This window comes from Pseudomonas sp. FH4 (assembly GCF_000510915.2).
Lineage (GTDB): Bacteria > Pseudomonadota > Gammaproteobacteria > Pseudomonadales > Pseudomonadaceae > Aquipseudomonas > Aquipseudomonas brenneri.
Window position 1 is genome coordinate 1 of the sequence record NZ_AOHN01000061.1, and the last position, 22,750, is coordinate 22,750.

Genomic DNA, 22,750 nt, shown 5'->3' on the forward strand with positions numbered 1-22,750 from the left:
CTGTCGAGCCCTGGCGAGGCTGCGATGGCGGTGGATCAGGCAATACATCTCTAGCGCCTGTACCGCCGCCATCGCAGCCTCGCTAAAGCTCGACAGCTCCCACAGGGATGGGTGGCAGGTCCGGGATTTTGGCCGCGACATGGATCAAATGTGGGAGCTGTCGAGCCCTGGCGAGGCTGCGATGGCGGTGGATCAGGCAATACTTCTCTAGCGCCTGTGCCGCCGCCATCGCAGCCTCGCTAAAGCTCGACAGCTCCCACAGGGATGGGTGGCAGGTCCGGGATTTTGGTCGCGACATGGATCAAGTGTGGGAGCTGTCGAGCCCCGGCGAGGCTGCGATAGCGGTGGATCAGGCAATACTTCTCTAGCGCCTGTGCCGCCGCCATCGCAGCCTCACTCAGTATCAGCCGTGCATCTGGCCGAACTGGCCGGACTGGAAGTCGGCGAAGGCCTGATGAATCTCTTGCTCGGTGTTCATCACGAACGGGCCGTGACCGACAATGGGCTCGTCGATGGGCTCACCGCTGAGCAGCAAGACCATGGCGTCGTTGTTCGACTCCAGGCTGATCTGCTCACCCTCGCGCTCGAACAACACCAGTTGCCCTTCGCGCGCCAGTTCCTTGCCATTGACTTGCACGGTGCCTTTGAGCACCACCAGCGCGGTATTGCGCCCGGCGTACAGGTCCAGGGTCACGGCCTTGCCGCCGTTGAGGCGCAGGTCCCACACGTCAATCGGCGTGAAGGTGCGGGCCGGGCCTTTCTCGCCGGCGAACTCACCGGCAATCAGGCGCAGGCTGCCGGCGCCATCGGCCAGGGGCAGCGACGGAATATCACCGTCGAGGATGGTCTGGTAGCCGGCGTCGCTCATTTTGTCCTTGGCCGGCAGGTTGACCCACAACTGCACCATTTCCAGGGCGCCGCCACTTTTGGCGAACGCTTCGGAATGGAACTCCTCGTGCAGGATCCCCTTGGCAGCCGTCATCCACTGCACGTCACCCGGGCCGATTTTGCCGCCGGCACCAGTGGAATCGTGGTGCTCGACTTCGCCCTTGTAGACGATGGTCACAGTTTCAAAGCCGCGATGCGGATGCTGGCCCACGCCACGCCGTTGAGTGGTGGGGGTGAAATCCGCCGGGCCAGCGTGGTCCAGCAGCAGGAACGGGCTGATATGTTTGCCCATAGTGTCGTAGGAAAACAGCGTGCGAACCGGAAAACCGTCGCCTACCCAGTGGCTACGCGGGCTGGTGTAGATACCAATGATGTTTTTCATGATGATCCTCCAAAGTGAATACACCTTAAATCCAATACCAATAAGGCGGTAGGCGGCGAATATGGCTCGCATCGTTCCATACATGGGACGATCCAATGACAGCGGCGCAAAACGAAAAGCAGGAAGCATGGGCGTAGACCTTCAGGATTGATCTCAAAAGAGAATCATCATCTGCACCCGTTTAACTTGGACAAAGTGTGACAACCACCACCCCGCGTATCCCGTAGTCACTGTCGAGCTTGAAAATGAAGGGCTGGATTTAATTATATTTCGGTCATAATATACGACTTAATATTACGACCGTAATTTTTTAATAGTCCAGCAGCAGGAGCCTGAAATGAGCCCACGTCCTCCCCTTCGCAGCCTTTTCCCGCCCCTGGCGCTGTTGATCCTCCTCAGCGGCTGCAACAGCCCGGCCGATACCGCCGCCCACACACCTGCGCCGCGCCCGGTGCTGGCGGCCAAAGTTGAAACCGCCGCCAGTCAGCAGAGTGCCTATACCGGCGTGGTGGCAGCCCGTACCGAAAGCGACCTGGGTTTTAGGGTCAGCGGCAAGGTGATCGAGCGTAAGGTCGATCCCGGCCAACATGTGTCCCGTGGCGACACCTTGCTGGTACTGGATATCGGCGACTTCGAACTGGCGCTACGTTCGGCGAAAAACCGCGTCAACGCCGCCCAGGCGCAACTGCGCCAGCGCCGTGATGACGCAAGCCGCTACCAACGCCTGGCCAGCACTGGCGCAGTGTCGCGGCAGATTTTCGACCAGTCGGCGACCAACCTGCGGGTCGCCGAAGCCGAACTGGCCGCCGCCCAGTCAGACGCCAGCCAGATCGAAAACCGCCGCACCTACTCCGTGCTCAGGGCCGATAACGACGGTGTGGTCACCGATGTGCGCGTCGAGCGCGGGCAAGTGGTGGCCGAAGGGCAGATTGTCGCGCGCCTGGCCCACGACGGTGCGCGGGAAGCAATCATCAACCTGCCGGAAAACCAGCGCGAGCAGGCCTCGCACAAAGCCCTGGCCCTGCCCTTCGGCGCGCCCGACCAGGCCGTCACGGCGACCTTGCGCGAACTGTCCGCGAGTGCCGATCCCGTCACCCGCACCTATCGTGCACGCTACGTGCTGCACGGCACCTTTGATCGCTTTGCGCTCGGCTCCACCATTACCCTGCGCCTGCAAGGCAGCGGCTCGTTGCCACAGACCCGCGTGCCGATCGGCGCCCTGCATGACACGGGTAGCGGCACTGGCGTATGGCTAATCGGCGATGACGACAAGGTCAGCTTTGCCCCAGTGGTCGTGGCCTACCTGGGCCAGGAAGACGCCGTACTCAGCAGTGGCGTCAGCCCCGGCCAGATCATCGTCGCCCTCGGCGCCCACTTGTTGCACAACGGTGACAGCATAAGGCTGCTGCCCGCCCAGGCGCTGGCACTCAGCCGTCGGCAGGGCCAATGATCATGCGCGGTATCAACCTCTCTGAACTGGCGGTCAAGCACCGCGCCGTGACGTTGTTCCTGATCCTCGCAATCCTGGCGGCGGGGATTTTCTCCTTCGGCAAACTGGGGCGCGCCGAAGACCCGCTGTTCACGGTCAAGGTCATGACCATCACCGCCGCCTGGCCCGGCGCCACGGCCCAGGAGATGCAGGAGCAGGTGGCCGACCGCCTGGAAAAGCGCCTGCAGGAACTGGACTACTACGAGCGCGTCGAAACCATCGCCCAACCGGGTTTTGTATCAATGCGCATGACCTTCCTCGAATCCACGCGCCCCAACGAAATCCAGGACCTGTTCTACCAGACCCGCAAAAAACTCAGCGATGAGGCCGCCAAACTGCCCAAGGGCGTGATCGGGCCGTTCTTCAACGATGAATATTCCGATGTGTACTTCGCCCTGTACGCCCTCGAAGCCGAACACCTGCCCCATCGCCAGCAGGTGCAAATTGCCGAAGCACTGCGCCAGGAATTTCTCAATCTGGCGGGGGTAAAAAAGGTCAACATCCTTGGCGAACAGGCCCAGCGGGTGTTTGTCGAGTTCTCCTATGAGCGCCTGGCCACCCTGGGCATCAAGCCCGAGCAGATCTTCGCCGCCCTCGCTGCGCAGAACGCCGTGGCCCCGTCGGGATTTGTCGAAACCGCTGGCGCCCGCGCCTATATCCGTATCGACGGGGCCTTCGACAGCCTGGCGCAGATCGAAAACGTGCCGCTGCCAGTGGATGGCAAAGTGCTGCGTATCGCCGATGTCGCCACCGTCAGCCGCGGCTACGAAGACCCGCCCAGCTACCGCATCCGCCACCAGGGCGACCCGGCGCTGATGCTGGGCATCATCATGGAAAAACACTGGAACGGCCTGGACCTGGACAAGAGCCTCAAGGCCCAGGAAGCCAAAATCCAGGCTGACCTGCCGTTAGGTATCAACTTCACAAAAGTCGCCGACCAGGCGAAAAATATCGGCCTGGCGGTCAACGAGTTCATGCTCAAGTTCTTTGTCGCCCTGGCCGTGGTGATGATCATCAGCCTGTTGGCCCTGGGCTTTCGGGTCGGGCTGGTGGTGGCGGCAGCAGTGCCGCTGACGCTCTCGATTGTGTTTGTCATCATGCTGTTGACCGGGCGCGAATTCGACCGCATCACCCTCGGCGCGCTGATCATTTCCCTGGGTCTGCTGGTGGACGACGCGATCATCGCCATCGAGATGATGGTGGTCAAACTCGAAGAAGGTTTCGACCGCATCCACGCCGCCACCTTCGCCTGGAGCGCCACTGCGGCACCGATGTTGACGGGCACCCTGGTGACAATCATTGGTTTTCTGCCGGTGGGTTTTGCCCGTTCGGCAGCGGGCGAATACGCCGGCAATATCTTCTGGATCGTCGGCTTTGCCCTGATTGCGTCCTGGTTGGTCGCCGTGGTGTTTACCCCATACCTGGGGGTCAAGCTGCTGCCCGACATCAAGCCGGTGCCCGGCGGCCACGATGGGATTTATGCCGGGCCCTGGTACCAGAAACTGCGCAACCTGGTGCAAACCTGCGTACGCCGTCGCTGGCTGGTGACCGGGCTGGTGGTGACCGCCTTTGTAGTGAGCGGGCTGGGCATGGGCCTGGTGAAAAAACAGTTCTTCCCCAACTCCGACCGTTCCGAACTGATCCTGGAGGTGTATATGCCGCCAGGCAGTGCCTTCAAAAGCACCGAAGCGGTGGCGGCGCAGTTGGAAAAGGCGCTGCTGCAAGAGCCGCAAACCACGATGGTCGACACCTACGTGGGCGGCGGTGCGCCACGCTTTTTCCTGTCGTTGAACCCCGAACTGCCGGACCCGGCCTTCGCCAAACTGATCGTACAAACCCCCGACGCCCATGCGCGGGACGCCTTGAAGCTGCGCATGCGTGAACGCATCGCCGCCGGCGAATTCCCGGCGGCGCGGGTGCGGGTCACGCAACTGCTGTTCGGCCCGCCCGTACCGTTCCCGGTGGTGTTTCGCGTGTCCGGCCCGGACCTGAACGTGCTGCGCAGTGTGTCCGAAGACGTACGCCAAGTAGTCGCCGCCAACCGACTGACCAAGGACGCCTTCCTCGACTGGGGCGAGCGCAGCAGCGGTTATCGCCTGGTGCTGGACCAGGATCGCCTGCGCCTGCTGGGCTTCACCCCCAACGAGGTGAAATCCCAACTCAACGCCCTGCTCAGCGGCAACCCCATCACCGAAGTGCGCGAAGGCAACCGCACCGTGTCCGTGGTGGCCCGCGCCCAGGGCAACCAGCGCGAAGACCTCGGCAACCTCGACAACATGACCCTGACCAACAGCGCCGGCGTATCGGTGCCCTTGGCCCAGGTCGGGCATTTCCAGGCGGTGATGGAAGAGCCGATTCTCAAGCGGCGTAACCGCGCGAGTACCGTCGAAGTGCGCGCCGACATCATCGACGGCGTGCAACCGCCCGATGTGGAAATGGCCGTCTATAAAGACCTGCAACCGCTGATCGCAGGCTTGCCGGCCGGCTATCGCATCGACATCGGCGGCCCGGTGGAAGAAAGCGCCAAGGCCAATGTCGCCCTGGCCGCGCTGTTCCCGATCATGATCCTGCTGACCCTCACGGTGATCATGTTCCAGGTGCGCTCGTTCGGCGTGATGTTCATGGTCTTCGCCACCGCCCCGCTGGGGTTGATCGGCGCGGTGCCGACCCTGCTGCTGTTCAACCAGCCGTTTGGCTTCAATGCCATTTTGGGGCTGATCGGGATTGGCGGGATCCTGATGCGCAACACCCTGATCTTTACCGACCAGATCCGCCAGAACCAGGCGCATGGCATGGCGACCGGCGAGGCGATTGTCGAAGCCACCGTGCGCCGTGCCCGGCCGGTGATCTTGACCGCGCTGGCGGCGGCGTTGGCGTTTATTCCGCTGACCTTGTCGGTGTTCTGGTCGTCGCTGGCGTATGTGCTGATTGGCGGGGTGCTGGTGGGGACGTTATTGACGCTGCTGTTTTTGCCGGCGTTGTGCAGCCTGGTGTTGGGGCGGGACAAGGTGCAGGCGGCAATCCCCCAGACACCATAAACCCCAATGTGGGAGCGGGCTTGCTCGCTCCCACACAAACCCGTTCCTACAGGTAGATCAGCGCTTGGCCAGCTCCATAATCATCCGGCTCAACAGATAAATCCGCGGTGCCACGCTCTCCACCTCGGCATATTCCTGCGCTGTATGGATATTGCCACCGACAATCCCGAACCCGTCCAGCGTCGGGGTGCCAACACCTGCGGACAAGCTGGCGTCCGCCGCCCCACCGCTGCCTTCAATGGTCAGCTTGCGGCCCAGTTCTGCATAGATACCCTGGGCGATAGCCACCAATTTATCGGACTCAGGTGTCTGCGGCATCGGTGGCAAACCCCGTTTCAGACTGGTCGTGACCTGCGTGTCAGGGATCAGCTTGTTGGCGGAAACCCGCGCCAGATCTTTCTCGATCCGATCAAACTCTTCCGGCAACGCTGCCCGCACATCCGCCTTGGCCGTGGCTTGATCGGGGATAACGTTAGTGCGGTCGCCAGCCTTGAGCACGGTGAAGTTGATCGTGGTCTTTTTCTCTTCATCCCCCAGTTTGCCCAGTTGCAGGATCTGGTGGGCCGCCTCCATCGCCGCATTACGCCCCAACTCCGGGGCCACGCCAGCATGAGCGGCCTTGCCTTTGACCTCGACCACCGCCGTGGCGCTGCCTTTGCGCCAGACCACCAGGCCATCGGCCGGGCGACCGGGCTCCAGGTTCAGGGTGACGTCATGGCCCTTGGCGGTTTTGCGGATCAGTTCGGAGGCGGCCTCAGAACCGGTTTCTTCACTGGCATCGAGCAGGAAGGTGATGTGCGCGTAGTCCGTGAAACTCTGGTTTTTCAGCACTTTCAAGGCATAGATTCCGGCGACGATCCCGCCCTTGTCATCCATCACCCCGGGGCCATAGGCGCGGCCGTCCTTGATATGAAACGGCCGCTCGGCCGCCGAGCCTTCCTTGAACACCGTATCCATGTGCGCCATCAGCAGGATTCTGGCCTTGCCCGTACCTTTGAGGGTGGCGATCACATGGCTGTTATTGGCCGCTGCATCCGGCACCAGTTCAATGCTGAAACCCAATTGTTTCAACTCATCGACGGCAATGTCGCGCACCTGGGTCAGGCCGGGCTCGTAGCCAGAGCCCGAGTCGATATTCACCAGACGCTCCAGCAACTTCAAGGCCGGCGCCTTGTACTGCTCGGCATCGGCCTGGATCTGCTGGTGAGGTTCGGCGCTGAAGGCCGGCATGGCGATGCCCAGGGAAAGCGCCAAGGCGGCGGACAGCATCGTGCGGTGGAGGTTGAAAGTCATGAACGGATCCTTGTTTTTTATTGGAGGGGGAATCTCATACCCTACCTGACAAGCATCGCTTTATTCATCCTCAAACCGACCTGACCCAACTCCCCTGCACCGACCTCACCCGGTTGCGCCCACTGCTCTTGGCCTCATACAACGCCTGATCCGCATCACTGAGCCAACTGGTCGCATCGCCGTGGGACGGTTGATACGGCGCCAGGCCGATGCTCAGGCTGGCGCGCAGGGTCGGGTCCTGGGCATAACCCAGGGAGCTGAAGCGATCGCGCAAGGCATCCATCACCTCCGTGGCGCGGCCCAGGGGCATGTCCGGCAGGATCACGCAGAACTCATCGCCGCCATAACGCCCCGCCAGGTCGGTGGCGCGCAGGTTCTGGCGCAGGACTTTGCTCAATTGGCGCAACACGATATCGCCGGTGACATGACCGTAGGTGTCGTTGATGATCTTGAAATGGTCGATATCGATCAACGCAATCGCGGCGCTTTGCTGGCCGCCGCGGCAGCGCTGGAATTCGAGCTCCAGATGGTCTTTCCAGGCGCCGTGGTTGAGCAGCCCGGACAGGCTGTCGGTGCGGCTCAGGGCCAGTAGTTCGCGCTTGTGCCGGGCCAGGGTGATGGCCTGGCGATAGCAGATCCAGCCCAGCGCCAACGGATAGAGCATCAGGATCGGCAAGCAGGCGTAGAGTTGGGTCGAGGTGGTCAGGGCGATATAGGCCGGGGCGAATATCAGCATCGCCACACCAACGCCCAACGCCTGGGCCACCCAGCCCAGCAGCATAAACCGCGGCCCGCCGATGGCGACGTTGTTCATGGTCATCATCGACAGTGTGGTGACACTGGGCAGCGGGTTGAAGTGCATGGCACCGACCCAGAAACCGCCACAAAACGAGTCAAACAATAAATTGCGGCGTTCAGTGCGCAGGGAGTTTGCGGCACGGCGTGAGCATTGGTAGGCCACGTGCGGCCAGACGAAAGCGTTGATCAACATCCACGCCCAGACCCATTTTGGCGGGTCCAGTGGGTACATACCGGCGACCACACACACAAACCCGAGCGTCAGCCCCAGGGCCCGCGATTTGTACAGGCGTTTGGCGAGCGGAAGTCCTTTCCCTCCTGCGGCTGGCATGATCTGGCTGATCCTGGATGAATGCTGGAAGTCTATCAGGGCAACGGCAAATAGCCACTACCGCTCAGAGGCTTATCCCGCGTGCAGGCCGCAGTGCCAACGACTTGGCGCCATTTCCTACTGGGAGAACCCACGCGCCAGCAGCATCGCCACGGCCAGCAGCAGCACTGCCGTGACCTTCTGCAACAGCACACGCTTGCGCGGCGACTCCAGCACATGCTTGATCCGTTGGCCGAAATAGCAATACAGGCAGCCACTGGCGAACTGCAGGATCAGGAATGTCAGGCCAAGGATGGCAATGTCGCCCACGGCGCTGTCCTGGCCCACGGCGGCAAATTGCGGGAACACCGCGCTGAACAAAATAATGGCCTTGGGGTTGGACAACCCGGTCAGCAGGCCCTTGCCGAACAGGCCACGGCGCGTCTGCGGTGCTTGCCCGGCAGTGCTGATCTGCACGCCGCTGCTGGTCCACTGCTTGTAGGCCAGGTAGAGGATGTAGGCCACGCCCACCAGTTGGATGCCTTGGGTAATCAGCGGGTAGCCCCTGATCAACTCGGAAAAACCCACGGCAAAGATCAGGATCGAAATCAGGTACGACACGCTGGCGCCAAACTGCGCCGGCAGCGAATGGCGCAAGCCGTCCTTCAGGCCAAGGCTCAATAGCAGCAAGGTCATGGGCCCGGGGCTGAAGGCCAACGTGCTGCACAGCAGCAGGAAGTACAGGAAGGATGACAGCGTCAGGGCGGTGACCATGGTGGGTAATTTCACGACAGGGGGGAATGTTGTGCAGTCTAGGGCGCGGACTCGACGGCGGGCAGGTAAACTCTGCGGTTATTCACGCAGACTTTACCGGTAAAGTGACCGGCAAACATCAGGACGTCGCGATGCCCCTTCCGCAGATACGCTTCCATGACCAAGGCCCCAAGGTCCAGCAAATCGTCGAGGCCTTTGCCCGTGCCATTGAGCAGGGCGAACTGGCCGCCGGCAGCAAACTGCCTTCCGTGCGTGAATTGGGCGAGCAACTGGGCGTCGGCAAATTCACGGTCAATGAAGCCCTCGACCGTCTGCGCGGCCAGCACCTGCTGACCTCGCGCCAGGGCCGTGGGCATTTTGTTGCCCAGCGCCAGGCACAGCCGTCGTCCAGCAACTGGGTCGACCTGCTGCCCCAGGATCTGCTCAGTGTCCTGCGCAGGCCCATGCTCATCGGCCAAGGCGAACTGCGCCCCGGTGGTGGTCACCTGCCTGAAGACTGGCTCAACTGCGAAGCCATGCGCCAGGCCATGCGCAGTGTGGTGCGGGCGCCGTCGCTGCGCATAGCCGGCATGGGCACCCCGGCGGGTTTCCTGCCGTTGCGCCAGGCCCTGCAGCAAAAACTGCAGGGCGATGGCCTGGCGGTACCGGTGGAACAGATCATCACCACGCCCAGCACCCTGCAGGGGCTGGATATGTTGATGCGTTTGCTGGCCCGCCCCGGCGATACAGTGCTGCTGGATGCGCCGTGTTACTTCAACTTCCACGCCAACCTGGCACTGCATGGAGTCAAGGTGGTGACGCTGCCACGGGGCCCGGACGGTTTCGACTTGGCCGCCCTGGAACAATTGCTGATCTTCGAGCAGCCCAGCCTGTATCTGACCACCGGTATTTTGCACAACCCCACCGGCCATTCCTTCAGCGCCGCCCAGGCCTTTGGGCTGTTGCAACTGATGCGCCAATACCACTGCCATATCATCGAGGATGACCTCTACGGCGACCTGCACCCCAACCCGCCGCCACGCCTGGCAGCACTCGCCGGCCTGGACCAGGTGACCTACCTGTCGGGCTTCTCGAAAACCCTCAGCGCCAATACCCGCGTCAGCTATGTGGTGGCTGCGCCGCAATTGGCGGCCAACCTGACCAATATGAAACTGATGAGCGGCGGTGTGACGTCAGAGTTGTTCGAGCAGATTGTCTATCGCTTGCTCAATGAGGGCAGCTATGCCCGGCACCGCAAGCGTATGGCCCAGCGATTGCTCGAAGCCGGCGCACGGGTGGAGCAGTGGCTGCGCCGTTGTGGCTGTGAACTGCCCATCGCCTATACGGCCGGGATGTTTATCTGGGCGCGCCTGCCGGCTGGGGTCAATGGTGAGCAACTGGCCGAGGCAGGGCTCAAGCGCGGCATGGTGTTGGCGCCGGGGGCGTTGTTTGGATATGAGCCAGGGCTACGGGATTTCATGCGGTTTAACGTGGCGCATTGTGATGACCCGCAGGTGTGGGCGGCGGTCGAGCAATTGTTGCGCTGATCCATTGTGGGAGCGGGCAAGCCCTAATGCCAGTCAGTTAAACGGATTCTGCTTTCTGTAGGAGCGAGGGGGACGCCTAGTTCTTGCTCGCGAAGGACGTCAACGATAACGCGTGTTTGCTAGATAAACGCGGCGCTCTCAAGTTCTTCGCGAGCAAGAACTAGGCGTCCCCCTCGCTCCTACAAAAAAACCTTAACTGACTGGCATTAGGGTAAGCCCGCTCCCACAGTCGTGGCCGTTGAGTGCACACAAAAACGCAACACTGCACCGCCTCGATTGTGATGGTCGATACCCCGGCAGGTTTATATAGTCCAGATCAACAGCCACCCGCCATGAGCCCCAAGGCCCATCACCAGGAAGCGCTCAATGACCGATCTTCACGACCTCACGGCCGCCCAGTTGCTGGAGCAATTCTCCAGCCGCCAGCTCTCCCCCATCGACTACTACGACCATCTGCTGGCCCACATCGACCGCTGGGAGCCGAAGATCCGCGCCCTGTATGCCTTCGACCCAGAGCAGGTGCGCCAGCAAGCCCAGGCCTCCACCGAGCGCTGGAACAAAGGCCAGCCCAACGGTGTGCTCGATGGCGTGCCCGTGACCATCAAGGAATTGGTCGCCACCGAAGGCACGCCGATTCCCCTCGGCAGCGCCGCCACCCGCCTGACCCCGGCCCTCCGGGACGCACCACCCGCCGCACGGATGCGTGAAGCCGGGGCGATTGTGCTGGCCAAGACCACTGTCCCGGATTTCGGCATGCTCTCCTCCGGCCTGTCGAGTTTCCATGGCATCACGCGCAACCCGTGGAACACCGCCAACAATACCGGCGGTTCCAGCTCAGGCGCCGCCGCTGCCGCCGCCGCCGGTTACGGCCCACTGCATATCGGCACCGATATCGGCGGTTCGGTGCGCCTGCCCGCCGCCTGGTGCGGCCTGGTGGGGTTCAAGCCGACCCTGGGGCGTATCCCGATTGATCCGTACTACACCGGCCGCACCGCCGGGCCCATGACCCGCACGGTCGATGACTGCGTATTGATGATGCAGCACCTGGCCCGCCCCGATGCCCGCGACGCCACCAGCCTGCCGCCTCTCACCCGCGAGTGGAGCAACCAGCCGCTGTCGGTCAAGGGCTTGCGCGTAGGCCTGATGCTGGAGCCCGGTGCAGGCCTGCAACCGGAAGGCTTCGTATGTGAAGCAGTCGAGCAAGCCGCGCGACTGTTCGAAGCCCATGGTGCCAAGGTCACGCTGATCCCGCCGATCATGGACCGCGCCCAACTCGACGGCCTCGACCAGTTCTGGCGCGCCCGGCAATGGGGCGACTTGTCGGCCTTGAGCAGCGAGCAGTTCGATAAGGTCTTGCCGTACATCCGCGACTGGGCCGCGCCCGGTGCCGACATCAGCGGTGTACAGGCGGTGCAGGGTTTCAACCAGACCTTTGAAATGCGCCGCCGTGCTGCCCAGGCCTTCAGCGACCTCGACCTGATCCTGTCACCGACCAACCAGGTCAATGCATTCCCAGCGCAATGGCCGTCACCGAGCAATGATCCGCAACTGCCGTTCGAACACATCGTGTTCACCGTGCCCTGGAACATGGGCGAGCAACCGGCGCTGTCGATCAACTGTGGTTTCGCCGCCGATGGCATGCCCATCGGCCTGCAGATGATCGCACCCCGTTTCGCCGATATCTGGCTGCTGCAAATCGCAAAAACCTATGAGAGCTGGCGTGGCGCAATCCACCAATGGCCGAACCCGATCTGACCTTGACGCTGTAACTGAACTGCCCACCCACACGCCCGTTCCCAGGCCCCAAGGCCGGGGCCTGGGCGACCTATAACTAAAACCGAGGGGCTGGTATGCACACTGAACAATTGACTCGCGAGGGTCCCGAGCACACACCTGAAACGCCATCGCCGGACGCCGGCCGCAAGAGCATCTTCGCCGTGGTGCTGGGCAATGCGGTGGAGTTTTTCGACTTTGGGGTCTACGCGACATTCGCGGTGATGATCGGCCACACGTTTTTCCCGTCCGACAGCGCCTTCGTCAGCTTGATGCTTTCAGTCACCGCCTTCGGCATCGGTTTTATCGTACGGCCCCTGGGCGCGGTGCTGATTGGCGCCTACGCCGACCGCGTCGGACGCAAGCCGGCGATGTTGCTGACCCTGGTGATGATGGCGGTGGGCACCGGCAGTATTGCGATATTGCCTGGCTACGAGACCATCGGGATTGCCGCACCGATCCTGCTGGTGGTCACACGCATGATCCAGGGCCTGGCCTGGGGCGGTGAAGCGGGCCCCGCCACCACCTACATCCTCGAAGCCGCTCCACCGCACAAGCGTGGCACCTATGCCTGCTGGCAAGTGGTAGCCCAGGGCGTCGCTGCCATGGCGGCCGGGCTGGTGGGTTATACCCTGACCAAAGTGATGTCCCCCGAAGACCTCAACAGCTGGGGCTGGCGCGTGCCGTTCGTGTTCGGCCTGCTGGTATTGCCGATTGGTATCTATATCCGCCGCAACCTGGCCGAGACCTTCCACGGCCAAGGCGAAACCACCAGCACGGGCGACCTGGTGCGCGAAGTCTGCGGCAAGCATCGGCGTGCCCTGGTCCTGGGTTTGCTGATTCTCTCGGGTAGCACCATCACCCAGTACTTCCTCAACTACATGACCACCTTTGCCCTCACCGAGCTGAAGTTACCCACCAGCATCTCCATGCTCTCGACCCTGGTGGCCGGCGCCGCCATGGCGGTGTGTGCCATTGCCGGTGGCATGTTGTGCGACCGCTTCGGGCGCCGCGCAATCCTGATGACGCCACGGGTAGTGCTGTTGCTGATCCTGTTCCCGGCGCTGCAATTGATGACCGAACACCCCAGCCCCTCGACCTTCCTCCTGACCCTGGCAGTGCTGTCCGGCCTGCATGGCATGAGTGGCGCGGCGTTGATCGTGTTGCTGGTAGAGAGCTTTCCCAAGTCCGTGCGTTCCACCGGGTTCTCGATTGTCTACGCCTTCGGTGTGGCGGCATTTGGCGGCACCGCGCAGATCATCATCACCTGGCTGATCGGCACCACGGGCGACCCGATGTCACCGGTCTGGTACCTGTTGATCGCCAACCTGGTGTGCCTCACCGCCGCCTGGTTCGCCAAGGAAACCCGGCCCGTGCTCCCCGGCTCGCAGAAGCCCCGGTTCGCAGAACAATGCGTATAGGCCCTCCTTTGTAGGAGCGAGCTTGCTCGCGAAGATCGTCAACGATAACGCGCGCATTCTGGATGCACGCGGCGGTCTGCGGTTTTTCGCGAGCAAGCTCGCGCCTACAGTTCCTTTTTTGTGTGGGGATTGACCATGTATCCACGTCTTTTCCTGGCCGCCACCCTGGCGGCCGGCACCCAGGCTTATGCGCAAGAAAACGCCCAGGCCAGCGCTCCCGGTTTTATCGAGGGCAGCAGCCTGGACCTGAACCTGCGTCACTACTATTCCAACCAGCACACCCAGCGCAGTACCTACCTGAGCATCAAGAAACCCGGCGGCATCGAACGCACCCGCGTGCGTGAAACCTGGGTACAGACCGCCATGCTCAAGTACAGCTCCGGCTATACCCAAGGTGTGATCGGCGTGGGTGTGGATGTGGGGGTGTTCAGTGCCGTCAACCTGCAACGCGGGCATGGCAAGGTGGCCAATGGCGGCGACCGCGTGCTGGTGGACAGCGACGGCGACGCGATCCCGACCTGGAGCCGGCTGGGGGTGGGCGATGTGCGGTTTCGCCTGTCCAACACCGAGCTCAAGGCCGGGCGCTTGATGACCGAAAACCCGATCCTGCGCTACAAGGACAACCGCGCCCTGCCCTCAAGCTTCCAGGGCGTGGGCCTGTACAGCAACGAACTGGACTGGCTGTCGATCCAGGGCGGCAGCTTCGACCGCGCAATCCCACGTACCGGTACCGGCGCCGAGCGCCTGACCACCACCTTCGGCAACCGCGCCTACAGCGGCGCGCGCATCAGCTATCTGGGGGCCACGTTCAAGCCCGGCCATGGCCTGGAAGCCAGCCTCTACGGCTCGCGTTTCGAGGACATGTGGGACCAGTATTACCTGGGGTTGACCCATCGCGTCGGCGACAAAAATGCGCTCGCCCTCAAGACCGCCCTGCACTACTACCACACCCAGGATTCCGGCCAGCAGCGCCTGGGCTACATCGACAACGACGCCGCCAGCCTGGCCGTGACCGCCAACCACCAGGCCCACAGCCTGACCCTGGCCTGGCAACAGGTGTTCGGCAACGAGTACTTCGACTATGTGTGGGAGTCCACCGGCAACTACATGGCCAACTCGTTGTATTCGGACTACAACGGCCCCAACGAAAAATCCTGGCAACTGCGCTACGACATTGACCTGGCCGCCTACGGCGTGCCCGGCCTGACGGCGAGCCTGTGGCACGCCAAGGGCTGGGGCATCGACGGCACGCACTACGAGGGTGATCGCAACGGCCACAACACCGGCTACAACGTGCGCGGGCTGGACAACGCCAAGCACAACGAAAACGGCTTGATGCTGGCCTATGTGGTGCAATCCGGGAAACTGAAGAACACCGTGGTGCGCACCATCGTCTACAACCACCGCGCCAGCGGCGGGCAGATTGATGGCAGCTATGACGAATTCAGGATCGTTGGCAACTTTCCCATCAACCTGTTCTGACAACCGCCCGTCGGCACCAGTCAATGCCGACGGGAAATATTCAGAATTCTTACACCCTGCATAAGATTGCTCCGGCATTGGCTCATCGCCGCACTTGGTAAAAAGTCTGCCCCTATGGACGGTTACCCAGGAACGCGGATGAATCCTTTGAAAACAGCAGCGCTTTGCATCATCAGTAGTTTGATGATGCTCTTGAGTTCACCCAGCCACGCCGCGCCGCCGGGTATCGAATGGCTGGTCGATTGCCCGCGCCTGCCCGGGCGGGCCCTGGATCAGGAGGTGGTCGCGCGCACCCAGTGCGGCATTGTCACCGTGCCACTGGACCATCAAGCCCCTGACGCACGCACCTATCGCCTGACCATCACTCGGGTCGGTGCCCGGCAGCCCCTGGAGCGCCGAGGTGTAATCTTCGCCCGCCCCGCCACGCCTCAAGCAGATTTACGCGGAGTCTTTGCGGTGCATCTGGCGACGGTCTGGAAGTACTACAACACTGAGGCGTACCGCACGTTGACGCGTTTCTACGATGTCATCGAGCTAAGCCCACGCAATGGAGCGGCCGACGAACAATCGGCCTGGGACATGGAGTTCGTACGCCTGCAACTGGGGGAGCAACGCATCAGCTTCCTGGGCATCGCCCAAGGCAATTTGCTCGGCGCCGGTTATGCCGCATTGTTTGCCGACCGCGTCGAGCGCATGGTGCTGATCGAGCCCGTCGAAGCCACCGCCCAGGCATTCGAGGCTCTGCCCGCCACCCTGCGGCTCAAGGGCCCGTACCTACAGAGCACAACCACGGATGCCAGCCAGTGCGTGAACCGCTGGGTCGGCACCTACCTGGCCCAGGGCAGGCAGCCGCCATCGTCGACCCGTTGCCTGGCCGACTAGTCCACCAGCGCGCAACGCTGCATCGCGCTGGCGAGCATTTCCTGGCACTTGAGTACCGCCACCGAGCGTGGCCGGTTGCGGTACCCGCACAGGTCGATGCGAATCCGCCCCAGGTGTTCATCGGCAATCGGCACCGCGACGAGGCCATCGCCCAGGTCACGGGCATCGGCATCCACCTGGGGCAGGATCAACACCGCCGCCCGTTGCCGGGCCAGGCTTTTCTGCACTTCCAGAGAGCTGGTGGTGAACACCGGCTGGATCGTCACCCCACGCTTTTTCGCCGCAGCCTCCAGGGCCTGGCGCACACCGTAAGCCGAGTCGGGGATGGCCAGGGGTTGGCCTTCAAGCTCACGCAGTTCAATGCTGTCGCGCTGGGCAAAAGGGTGTTCGGCACTGACCAGCACCCGGTGCCACAGCTCGCATTGCGCGGTGACTTCAACATCGGCCCGCTCCTGCAGATAGAACGCCAGGCCCAGATCGGCCTCACCGCTGCACAGGGCATCCAGGGTGGCCGAGGCGCTGGCGATCACAATATTGAACGTGACCTTGGGATGGGCGCGGTAGAACGCCGCGAGCACCGGCGCCAGAACCGTGGAAACGATACTTTCTGACACATGGATACTGATGTTACCCGCCACCTGGCTTTGCCGGCTGGCGATCACATCGCGCACTTGATCGAGACCACGCAGGGTGCTGGTGACCTGCTCAGCCAGGCACTCACCCTCCACCGTCAGGCGGATGCCACGCGGGCCGCGCTCAATCAGGGCGGCGCCAAAGAAGTGTTCCAGGTGCTCGATCTGCCGACTGACGGCAGTGGGCGTGACGTACAAACGCTCGGCCGCCTTACGCAACGAGGCACAGCGCGCCACCTCGTGAAAATACCGCAAGGCTCGTAATTGCATGGTCGGGTGCTCCTGCACAAAGACTGGACCCAGAAGGGAGGCAATTACTGCGCCAGACTCAATTTTGTGAACGCTCCCACATGGGTTTGAATTGGTCTGGTAGTCAAAAGGTGGTTTACGACCTGTTTTACCTGAAAACGACGCCTGCCGTTGACGCTTCTGCCCAACCCCTATTAAGTGCTATTTATCCGCATTAATACGATAAATTGAAAACCATGCTCAGCCGCCCCCTGCGACGCAAACGCCAGAAGCTTTCCGATGTGATTGTCGAGTCGGTCAAGCGCTCAATCGTCACCGATGCCTTGAAGCCCGGCGACCGCTTGCCCACCGAACGCGAGTTGATGGAAAGCTTCCAGTGCTCCAAGGGCTCGGCCCGCGAGGCGCTCAAGGCCCTGGAAGTCGAAGGGCTGGTCAGCACCCGCACCGGCCCCACCGGTGGCGCCTATCTGAACCAGGCCGGCACTGAGCCTGCCAGCCGTGCTTTGCGCAACTACCTGCACTTCCAGCATCTGGACGGTGAGCAGGTGTATCAACTGCGCAAGGTGATCGAGGTGGAACTGGCAGTGTCGGTGCTGGGCCGCTTGAGCGAAGACGACTATCGTGCCCTGCAAGACAACGTGGATTTTTGCAGCGCTCCGGAAGACAGCGAAGCCGGCCAACGTGAGCAGCGCCTGGCGGAACTGGAGTTCCACAACCTGCTGGCCAGGGCCTGCCCCAACCCGTTGCTGAGTTTCATGGCGCAGTTCCTCAACGACCTGCTGCGCGACCTGGTGGTGTTGAAAAAGGCCTACAAGCCCAAACGCAAGCAGTTCGACGCGGCCAACCTGGACTATCACAAACAACTGCTGAGCGCCTTTCGCGCCGGCGATGAAACGGCCGTGCGCAGCCTGATGCATGAGCACATGTGCGACGCCGAACACCACATGACCGCGCTGGAAGGCCAGGTCAGCCCGCACTTTCTGCTGGAGTTCGATCACTCTTAAACACACCAAAAATCCCTCTGTAGGAGCGAGCTTGCTCGCGAAAATCGTCCCCCCAACGCAACGATTCGCTTGGAATACCTTCGCGAGCAAGCTCGCTCCTACAGTTGACCGTGTACACCCGATAGACCGCTCCACCCAATAAAAGGCCTGCCCACAGGCCGTGCTCCACCGTATCGCCATTGCCACTCCTGCCAATAACTAAACCAGGGAGTCACCCCATGCAGCGTCGTACGTTGTTGAAAGCCAGCCTCACCGCCGCCGCCGCGCTCAGTCTTCCGCTGAGCGTGCGCCACGCATTCGCCGCCGAACCGTTTACCTTTTACGGCCTCAAGTCCATGTCTGGCGCGTTTGCCAGTTATGGCAAATTTGCCGACATGGGTTCACGCCTGGCCGTGGCGCAGTACCCAGACGTGTTGGGGCGCCCGTTGAACTACAAGGTGATCGACACCGAAGGCAACGCCGGCAAGGCGGTACGCAAGGTCCAGGAGGCGATTGGCCAGGACGGTGCGCGGTTCTTCCAGGGCTGCACCCTGTCTTCCTCGGCGCTGGCGGTGGCCAAGGAAGTGGGCAAAGTCGGTGGCGTGTTCATGACCCCGGTGGGCGCCGATGAAGTCACCGGCAAGGACTGCAACAGCGCGACCTTCCGCTGGTCGGTGCCCACCTATGGTGCGATCCGCGAAACCCTGGTGCCGCTGACCAAGCTGCTGCCGGACGCCAAGCGCTGGTACACCATCACGCCGCAGTACGTGTTTGGTGAAGCCCTGCTCGAAGGCGCCAAGACGGTGCTGGCCGAAAACGGCCTGGAACATGTCGGCAACAGCTACCACTCGTTGCAGGAACAGGAGTTCTCCGGTTACCTGACCAACGCCATCGCCGCCAAGCCCGATGTGCTGGTGTTGCTCAACTTCGGCAGCCAGTCGTCCAACACCCTGCGCCAGGCGGTGAACTTCGGCATCAAGGAGCGCATGAAAGTGCTGCTGGTATGGTCCGCCGGCCTCGACCAGTTCCAGGAACTGGGCAGCGATGTGCTCGAAGGCGTGTACCTCGGCGCGCAGTACTGGCACCAGGTCGACACCCCGCTCAATCGCGAACTGGTCAAGCTGACCCAGGCCAAATACGGGATCAACCCCACCTATCCGTTGGCGGCCGACTACATCAGCACCAAGGTCATGCTCGACACCATCAAGGCCACCGGCAGCTTCGACGGCCCCACTGTGGCCAAGGCCATGCAGGGCCTGAGCTACGAGGGCCCGACCGGCAAGGAAACAATCCGTGCCGGCGACCACCAGGTGATCAAGGATTACTACCTGCTGGTGGGCAAGGCCGCAGGCGACATGGCCGACAAGGATGACCTGGCCAAGGTCCTCAGTGCCGGCCAGTCATTCCCACCGGTAGAAGCCACGGGCTGCACGCTCGGCTGATCCGCCCCTTTCACCGGTAATACACGACAGGGCCGTTGACCGCGGCCGTCTGTTGGAGGATTCCTGCATGCTCAATCTTTACCTGTTCCAGATTCTCAACGGCCTGGGCCTGGGGATGATCTACTTCCTGATCGCGGTCGGGCTGACGATCATTTTCGGCCTGTTGAACTTCGTCAACTTTGCTCACGGCGCGTTTTTCCTGCTGGGCGCTTACATCTGCTACACCGCCGTCAGCCTCACCGACAGCTTCTGGCTGGCCCTGCTGATCGCACCGCTGGTGGTGGCCGCGCTGGCGTGGCTGATCGAGCGATTATTGATCCAGCGGATCTATCACCTGCCGCACATGTTCCAGATCCTGGTGACCCTGGGCATCGCGCTGATCATCCAGGAAGCCAGCGTGATGATCTGGGGCCCGGTGGGCAAGAGCGTCGCCGTGCCGGAATTGCTACGCGGGGTGCTGGTGGTCGGCGACTTCGTGTACCCCTACTACCGCCTGTTCCTGATTGTGTTTTCTGCGCTGGTGGGTCTGGGCCTGTGGCTGCTGCTGGAGCGCACGCGCTTTGGCGCCCTGGTGCGGGCCGGCAGTGAGAGCACCGAGACCGTCTCGCTGCTGGGCACCAATATTTTCCGTCTGTTTTCCATGACCTTCGCCCTCGGCGTGGCCCTGGCCGGCATCGCTGGGGTGCTGTTTGCCCCCTTGCGCGGCGCCCAGCCTTTTGTCGGTCCGGAAATCCTCGGTATCGCCTTCGTTGTAGTGGTGATCGGTGGCATGGGCTCGTTCGGCGGCGCCCTGGTGGGTGGCCTGCTGGTGGGCGTGGTGCAAAGCCTGATGACCACACTCTGGCCCCAAGGCGCGAGCCTGATGATCTACGGCGCCATGGCCGTGGTGATTCTGGTGCGCCCTTACGGCTTGTTCGGGAGAGTCTGACATGAGCGAGAAAAATCCCCTGCCGTTTGCCAAGACCCAATCCAAAGCCATGTTGCTGTGGGTGCTGGCGGTGTTGATCGGCCTGCCGTTGATATTGCCTTCGGCGACCCTGGCCACCGAGATCCTGATCTTTGCCCTCGCCGCCCTGGCCTGCAACCTGCTGCTGGGCTACACCGGGCTGCTGTCGTTTGGCCAAGGCATCTTCTTCGGCGCCGGCGCCTATTGCGCAGCCTTGCTGATGATCCACCTGCAACTGGGCCTGTTCAGCGCGCTGCTCGGCGCGGCGCTGGCCGGTGGGTTCCTGGCGTTCCTGGTGGGCGCCCTGGCGATCCGTCGCACCGGTATCTACTTCGTGATGCTGACCCTGGCCTTCAGCCAGATGGCTTACTTCATCGCCTACACCCTGAGCGACTGGACCGGTGGCGACAACGGCCTGCTCAGCGTGCCGCGCCCGGAAATCCGTATTGGTGACACCGTACTGCTGTCCCTGGCCGACGCCCGGGTGTTCTACGGTTTTGTCGCGGTGCTGTTCCTGTTGATCTTCATCGGCGCACGCCGGGTGATTGCCTCGCCGTTCGGCAGCACGCTGATGGCGATCCGCGAAAACGAAACCCGCGCCTCGGCCATCGGCTACGACACCCGCCATTTCAAGATCCTCGTGTTTGTGCTGTCTGGCGCGGTCACCGGGATTGCCGGGGCGCTGTACGCCATGCTCCTGCACTTTGTGCCGCTGTCCAATATCGACCTGGTGATGTCGGAGAACATCCTGATCATGACCATCGTCGGCGGCACCGGCTCGCTGTTCGGCTCGTTGCTGGGGGCCGGGTCCATTGTGCTGCTGGGGGATTTTCTCTCCGACCTGTGGCCGCGCTGGCTGATGCTGCTGGGGGTGATCCTGATCCTGGTGGTGATCTTTATGCGCGGCGGTTTGTGGGGCGGCCTGTCGGCGCTGTTCGAACGTGTACGTGGCAGCCGTAAGGCCACCGCCGTGACCAAGGAGGAGCTGCTATGAGCATCCTGCTGGAAACCAAAGACCTGGAACTGGCCTACGGTGCATTCCGTGCGGTCAACGGTGTCAACCTCAAGGTCGAAGCCGGCACCATCCATACCATCATCGGCCCCAACGGTGCCGGCAAGACCAGCCTGTTTCACTGCCTGACCGGCGAGCGCCAAGCGACTGCAGGCGCGATTCATTTCGACGGCCAGAACCTGATGCGCAAACCGGCCCACAGCCGCGTCGGCCTGGGCATGGCCCGTTCGTTCCAGCTCACCAGCCTGTTCCAGAACCTTAGCGTGCGCGAGAACCTGCGCCTGGCCGCACAGGGCCGCGACGGCGTCCGCGCCCTGAACTTCTGGCGCCGCGTGGACAGTAAGCGCGAACACCTGGAGATGGCCGACCAAGTCCTGGAACGCCTGCAACTCACCGCCCGCGCCGACACCCTGGCCGGCGAACTGTCCCACGGTCAGCAACGGGTGCTGGAGGTGGGCATGTCGATCTGCTCCAGACCCAAGCTGTTGATGCTCGACGAGCCCACCTCGGGGATGGGCATCGACGATATCCCGATCATGACCCAACTGATCAGCGACCTCGGTCGTGACCACACCGTGCTGTTGATCGAGCACAACATGAGCATCGTCATGTCCATCAGCCAGCGCATCACCGTGATGAGCCACGGGCAGATCCTGGTGGAAGGCACGCCGGAATTCGTACGCGCCGACGAGCGCGTGCGCACTGCTTACCTGGGAGAGGCCGCCTGATGCTGACCGTCGACAATATCCATTCCTACTACGACAAGAGCCATGTCCTTGAGGGTGTGTCCCTGACCGTCAACCCCGGCGAACTGGTGACCCTGCTCGGCCGTAACGGCGCCGGCAAGACCACCACCCTGCGTAGCATCCTGGGGATTATCTGCCCGCGCCAGGGGCAGATTCATTTCAACGGCCAGCCGCTGGTGGGGCAGAAAATCTTTGAAATCGCCCGCCAGGGGTTGGCGCTGGTCCCCGAAAACCGCGGGATTTTCCGTTTGCTCACCGTGGAAGAAAACCTGCGCATCGCCGTGCGCAAGACCAGCCGCTGGCAGATGGAAGACGTGTACGCCATGTTCCCGCGTCTCAAGGAGCGGCGCAAAAACGCCGGCCATGCGTTGTCCGGTGGCGAGCAGCAGATGCTCGCCATCGCCCGCGCCCTGCTCAACGACCCCAAGCTGTTGATCCTCGACGAACCCACCGAAGGCCTGGCCCCGGTGATCGTCGACGAACTGGTAAAGATCCTGCGCAAGATCAAGGACGACGGCCTGCCGGTGCTGCTGGTGGAGCAGAACCTGCTGGTCTGCGACAAGCTCGCCGACCGCCACTACGTACTCGAACAGGGCCGCGTGGTCTACGAAGGCAGCGCCGAGGCGTTCCGCGCCGACCCGACTATCAAGAACCGCTACCTGGCCCTGAGTGCCTGACCGGAGT

General features: G+C 62.3%; 18 protein-coding genes. 13 read left to right on the forward strand and 5 right to left on the reverse strand.

Translation table 11 applies throughout. The features are described from left to right. Positions 1-403: 403 nt before the first annotated feature. Positions 404-1,270: a pirin family protein gene (locus H097_RS26830; RefSeq protein ID WP_032863661.1), complete on the reverse strand. Its 867-nt coding sequence runs from the start codon at positions 1,268-1,270 to the stop codon at positions 404-406. Between the two features lie 337 nt (positions 1,271-1,607). Between H097_RS26830 and H097_RS26835 the strand changes: the two genes are divergently transcribed. Together H097_RS26835 and H097_RS26840 are read left to right on the forward strand one after the other, a co-directional pair. Continuing rightward, positions 1,608-2,720 (forward strand): efflux RND transporter periplasmic adaptor subunit, encoded by a 1,113-nt coding sequence (locus H097_RS26835; RefSeq protein ID WP_032863663.1) that lies wholly within the window; start codon positions 1,608-1,610, stop codon positions 2,718-2,720. 2 nt (positions 2,721-2,722) lie between these two features. Further along, complete coding sequence (locus H097_RS26840; RefSeq protein ID WP_032863780.1) at positions 2,723-5,797, forward strand: efflux RND transporter permease subunit; 3,075 nt, start codon at positions 2,723-2,725, stop codon at positions 5,795-5,797. A 57-nt stretch (positions 5,798-5,854) separates the two neighbouring features. Here H097_RS26840 and H097_RS26845 read toward each other — a convergent pair whose 3' ends face one another. From H097_RS26845 to H097_RS26855, 3 genes are all read right to left on the reverse strand, one after another. Next, positions 5,855-7,090, reverse strand: a complete 1,236-nt coding sequence (locus H097_RS26845) for a M20/M25/M40 family metallo-hydrolase (protein ID WP_032863665.1) — start codon at positions 7,088-7,090, stop codon at positions 5,855-5,857. 70 nt (positions 7,091-7,160) lie between these two features. After that, positions 7,161-8,219 carry a diguanylate cyclase gene (locus tag H097_RS26850; RefSeq protein ID WP_032863667.1) on the reverse strand — a complete coding sequence of 353 codons (1,059 nt, stop codon included), beginning with the start codon at positions 8,217-8,219 and terminating at the stop codon, positions 7,161-7,163. 117 nt (positions 8,220-8,336) lie between these two features. Next, positions 8,337-8,972 carry a LysE family translocator gene (locus H097_RS26855; protein WP_032863670.1) on the reverse strand — a complete coding sequence of 212 codons (636 nt, stop codon included), beginning with the start codon at positions 8,970-8,972 and terminating at the stop codon, positions 8,337-8,339. Positions 8,973-9,103: 131 nt separating this feature from the next. Between H097_RS26855 and H097_RS26860 the strand changes: the two genes are divergently transcribed. The 5 genes from H097_RS26860 (at position 9,104) to H097_RS26880 (ending at position 16,056) form a co-directional block, all read left to right on the forward strand. Next, on the forward strand, positions 9,104-10,498 hold the full coding sequence (locus H097_RS26860) for a PLP-dependent aminotransferase family protein (protein WP_032863671.1): 1,395 nt from the start codon (positions 9,104-9,106) through the stop codon (positions 10,496-10,498). Between the two features lie 366 nt (positions 10,499-10,864). Continuing rightward, a complete protein-coding gene (locus tag H097_RS26865; RefSeq protein WP_032863673.1) occupies positions 10,865-12,253 on the forward strand; it encodes an amidase in 1,389 nt (462 codons plus the stop codon). A gap of 95 nt (positions 12,254-12,348) precedes the next feature. Continuing rightward, a complete protein-coding gene (locus H097_RS26870) occupies positions 12,349-13,692 on the forward strand; it encodes a citrate-proton symporter (protein WP_032863674.1) in 1,344 nt (447 codons plus the stop codon). A 135-nt stretch (positions 13,693-13,827) separates the two neighbouring features. Continuing rightward, on the forward strand, positions 13,828-15,174 hold the full coding sequence (locus H097_RS26875) for an OprD family outer membrane porin (protein WP_032863675.1): 1,347 nt from the start codon (positions 13,828-13,830) through the stop codon (positions 15,172-15,174). 138 nt (positions 15,175-15,312) lie between these two features. Beyond that, positions 15,313-16,056, forward strand: coding sequence for a hypothetical protein (locus H097_RS26880; RefSeq protein ID WP_032863676.1), 744 nt, complete (start codon positions 15,313-15,315; stop codon positions 16,054-16,056). Here the strand turns inward: H097_RS26880 and H097_RS26885 are convergent. Continuing rightward, a complete protein-coding gene (locus H097_RS26885; protein WP_032863678.1) occupies positions 16,053-16,958 on the reverse strand; it encodes a LysR family transcriptional regulator in 906 nt (301 codons plus the stop codon). The genes H097_RS26880 and H097_RS26885 overlap by 4 nt on opposite strands. A gap of 215 nt (positions 16,959-17,173) precedes the next feature. Between H097_RS26885 and H097_RS26890 the strand changes: the two genes are divergently transcribed. The 6 genes from H097_RS26890 (at position 17,174) to H097_RS26915 (ending at position 22,743) form a co-directional block, all read left to right on the forward strand. Beyond that, on the forward strand, positions 17,174-17,941 hold the full coding sequence (locus H097_RS26890) for an FCD domain-containing protein (RefSeq protein ID WP_032863680.1): 768 nt from the start codon (positions 17,174-17,176) through the stop codon (positions 17,939-17,941). 218 nt (positions 17,942-18,159) lie between these two features. After that, positions 18,160-19,362 (forward strand): ABC transporter substrate-binding protein, encoded by a 1,203-nt coding sequence (locus H097_RS26895; protein WP_032863681.1) that lies wholly within the window; start codon positions 18,160-18,162, stop codon positions 19,360-19,362. Between the two features lie 67 nt (positions 19,363-19,429). Further along, the gene (locus H097_RS26900; RefSeq protein ID WP_032863683.1) at positions 19,430-20,290 is read left to right on the forward strand and encodes a branched-chain amino acid ABC transporter permease; all 861 of its coding nucleotides are present in this window, start codon (positions 19,430-19,432) and stop codon (positions 20,288-20,290) included. A gap of 1 nt (position 20,291) precedes the next feature. Continuing rightward, the gene (locus H097_RS26905; RefSeq protein WP_032863685.1) at positions 20,292-21,302 is read left to right on the forward strand and encodes a branched-chain amino acid ABC transporter permease; all 1,011 of its coding nucleotides are present in this window, start codon (positions 20,292-20,294) and stop codon (positions 21,300-21,302) included. Continuing rightward, on the forward strand, positions 21,299-22,048 hold the full coding sequence (locus H097_RS26910; RefSeq protein WP_032863687.1) for an ABC transporter ATP-binding protein: 750 nt from the start codon (positions 21,299-21,301) through the stop codon (positions 22,046-22,048). Before H097_RS26905 ends, H097_RS26910 begins: the two co-directional genes overlap by 4 nt. Further along, a complete protein-coding gene (locus H097_RS26915) occupies positions 22,048-22,743 on the forward strand; it encodes an ABC transporter ATP-binding protein (protein WP_032863689.1) in 696 nt (231 codons plus the stop codon). Before H097_RS26910 ends, H097_RS26915 begins: the two co-directional genes overlap by 1 nt. Positions 22,744-22,750: the final 7 nt, after the last annotated feature.

Excerpts from the sequence above, each read along its gene's own strand:
- H097_RS26870 (WP_032863674.1), top strand. The coding sequence starts at position 12,349 with ATGCACACTGAACAATTGACTCGCGAGGGTCCCGAGCACACACCTGAA.
- H097_RS26875 (WP_032863675.1), top strand. The coding sequence starts at position 13,828 with ATGTATCCACGTCTTTTCCTGGCCGCCACCCTGGCGGCCGGCACCCAG.
- H097_RS26865 (WP_032863673.1), top strand. The coding sequence starts at position 10,865 with ATGACCGATCTTCACGACCTCACGGCCGCCCAGTTGCTGGAGCAATTC.
- H097_RS26845 (WP_032863665.1), bottom strand. The coding sequence starts at position 7,090 with ATGACTTTCAACCTCCACCGCACGATGCTGTCCGCCGCCTTGGCGCTT.
- H097_RS26855 (WP_032863670.1), bottom strand. The coding sequence starts at position 8,972 with ATGGTCACCGCCCTGACGCTGTCATCCTTCCTGTACTTCCTGCTGCTG.
- H097_RS26830 (WP_032863661.1), bottom strand. The coding sequence starts at position 1,270 with ATGAAAAACATCATTGGTATCTACACCAGCCCGCGTAGCCACTGGGTA.
- H097_RS26905 (WP_032863685.1), top strand. The coding sequence starts at position 20,292 with ATGAGCGAGAAAAATCCCCTGCCGTTTGCCAAGACCCAATCCAAAGCC.
- H097_RS26860 (WP_032863671.1), top strand. The coding sequence starts at position 9,104 with ATGCCCCTTCCGCAGATACGCTTCCATGACCAAGGCCCCAAGGTCCAG.
- H097_RS26850 (WP_032863667.1), bottom strand. The coding sequence starts at position 8,219 with ATGCCAGCCGCAGGAGGGAAAGGACTTCCGCTCGCCAAACGCCTGTAC.
- H097_RS26915 (WP_032863689.1), top strand. The coding sequence starts at position 22,048 with ATGCTGACCGTCGACAATATCCATTCCTACTACGACAAGAGCCATGTC.
- H097_RS26840 (WP_032863780.1), top strand. The coding sequence starts at position 2,723 with ATGCGCGGTATCAACCTCTCTGAACTGGCGGTCAAGCACCGCGCCGTG.
- H097_RS26910 (WP_032863687.1), top strand. The coding sequence starts at position 21,299 with ATGAGCATCCTGCTGGAAACCAAAGACCTGGAACTGGCCTACGGTGCA.
- H097_RS26890 (WP_032863680.1), top strand. The coding sequence starts at position 17,174 with ATGCTCAGCCGCCCCCTGCGACGCAAACGCCAGAAGCTTTCCGATGTG.
- H097_RS26895 (WP_032863681.1), top strand. The coding sequence starts at position 18,160 with ATGCAGCGTCGTACGTTGTTGAAAGCCAGCCTCACCGCCGCCGCCGCG.
- H097_RS26880 (WP_032863676.1), top strand. The coding sequence starts at position 15,313 with ATGAATCCTTTGAAAACAGCAGCGCTTTGCATCATCAGTAGTTTGATG.
- H097_RS26885 (WP_032863678.1), bottom strand. The coding sequence starts at position 16,958 with ATGCAATTACGAGCCTTGCGGTATTTTCACGAGGTGGCGCGCTGTGCC.
- H097_RS26900 (WP_032863683.1), top strand. The coding sequence starts at position 19,430 with ATGCTCAATCTTTACCTGTTCCAGATTCTCAACGGCCTGGGCCTGGGG.
- H097_RS26835 (WP_032863663.1), top strand. The coding sequence starts at position 1,608 with ATGAGCCCACGTCCTCCCCTTCGCAGCCTTTTCCCGCCCCTGGCGCTG.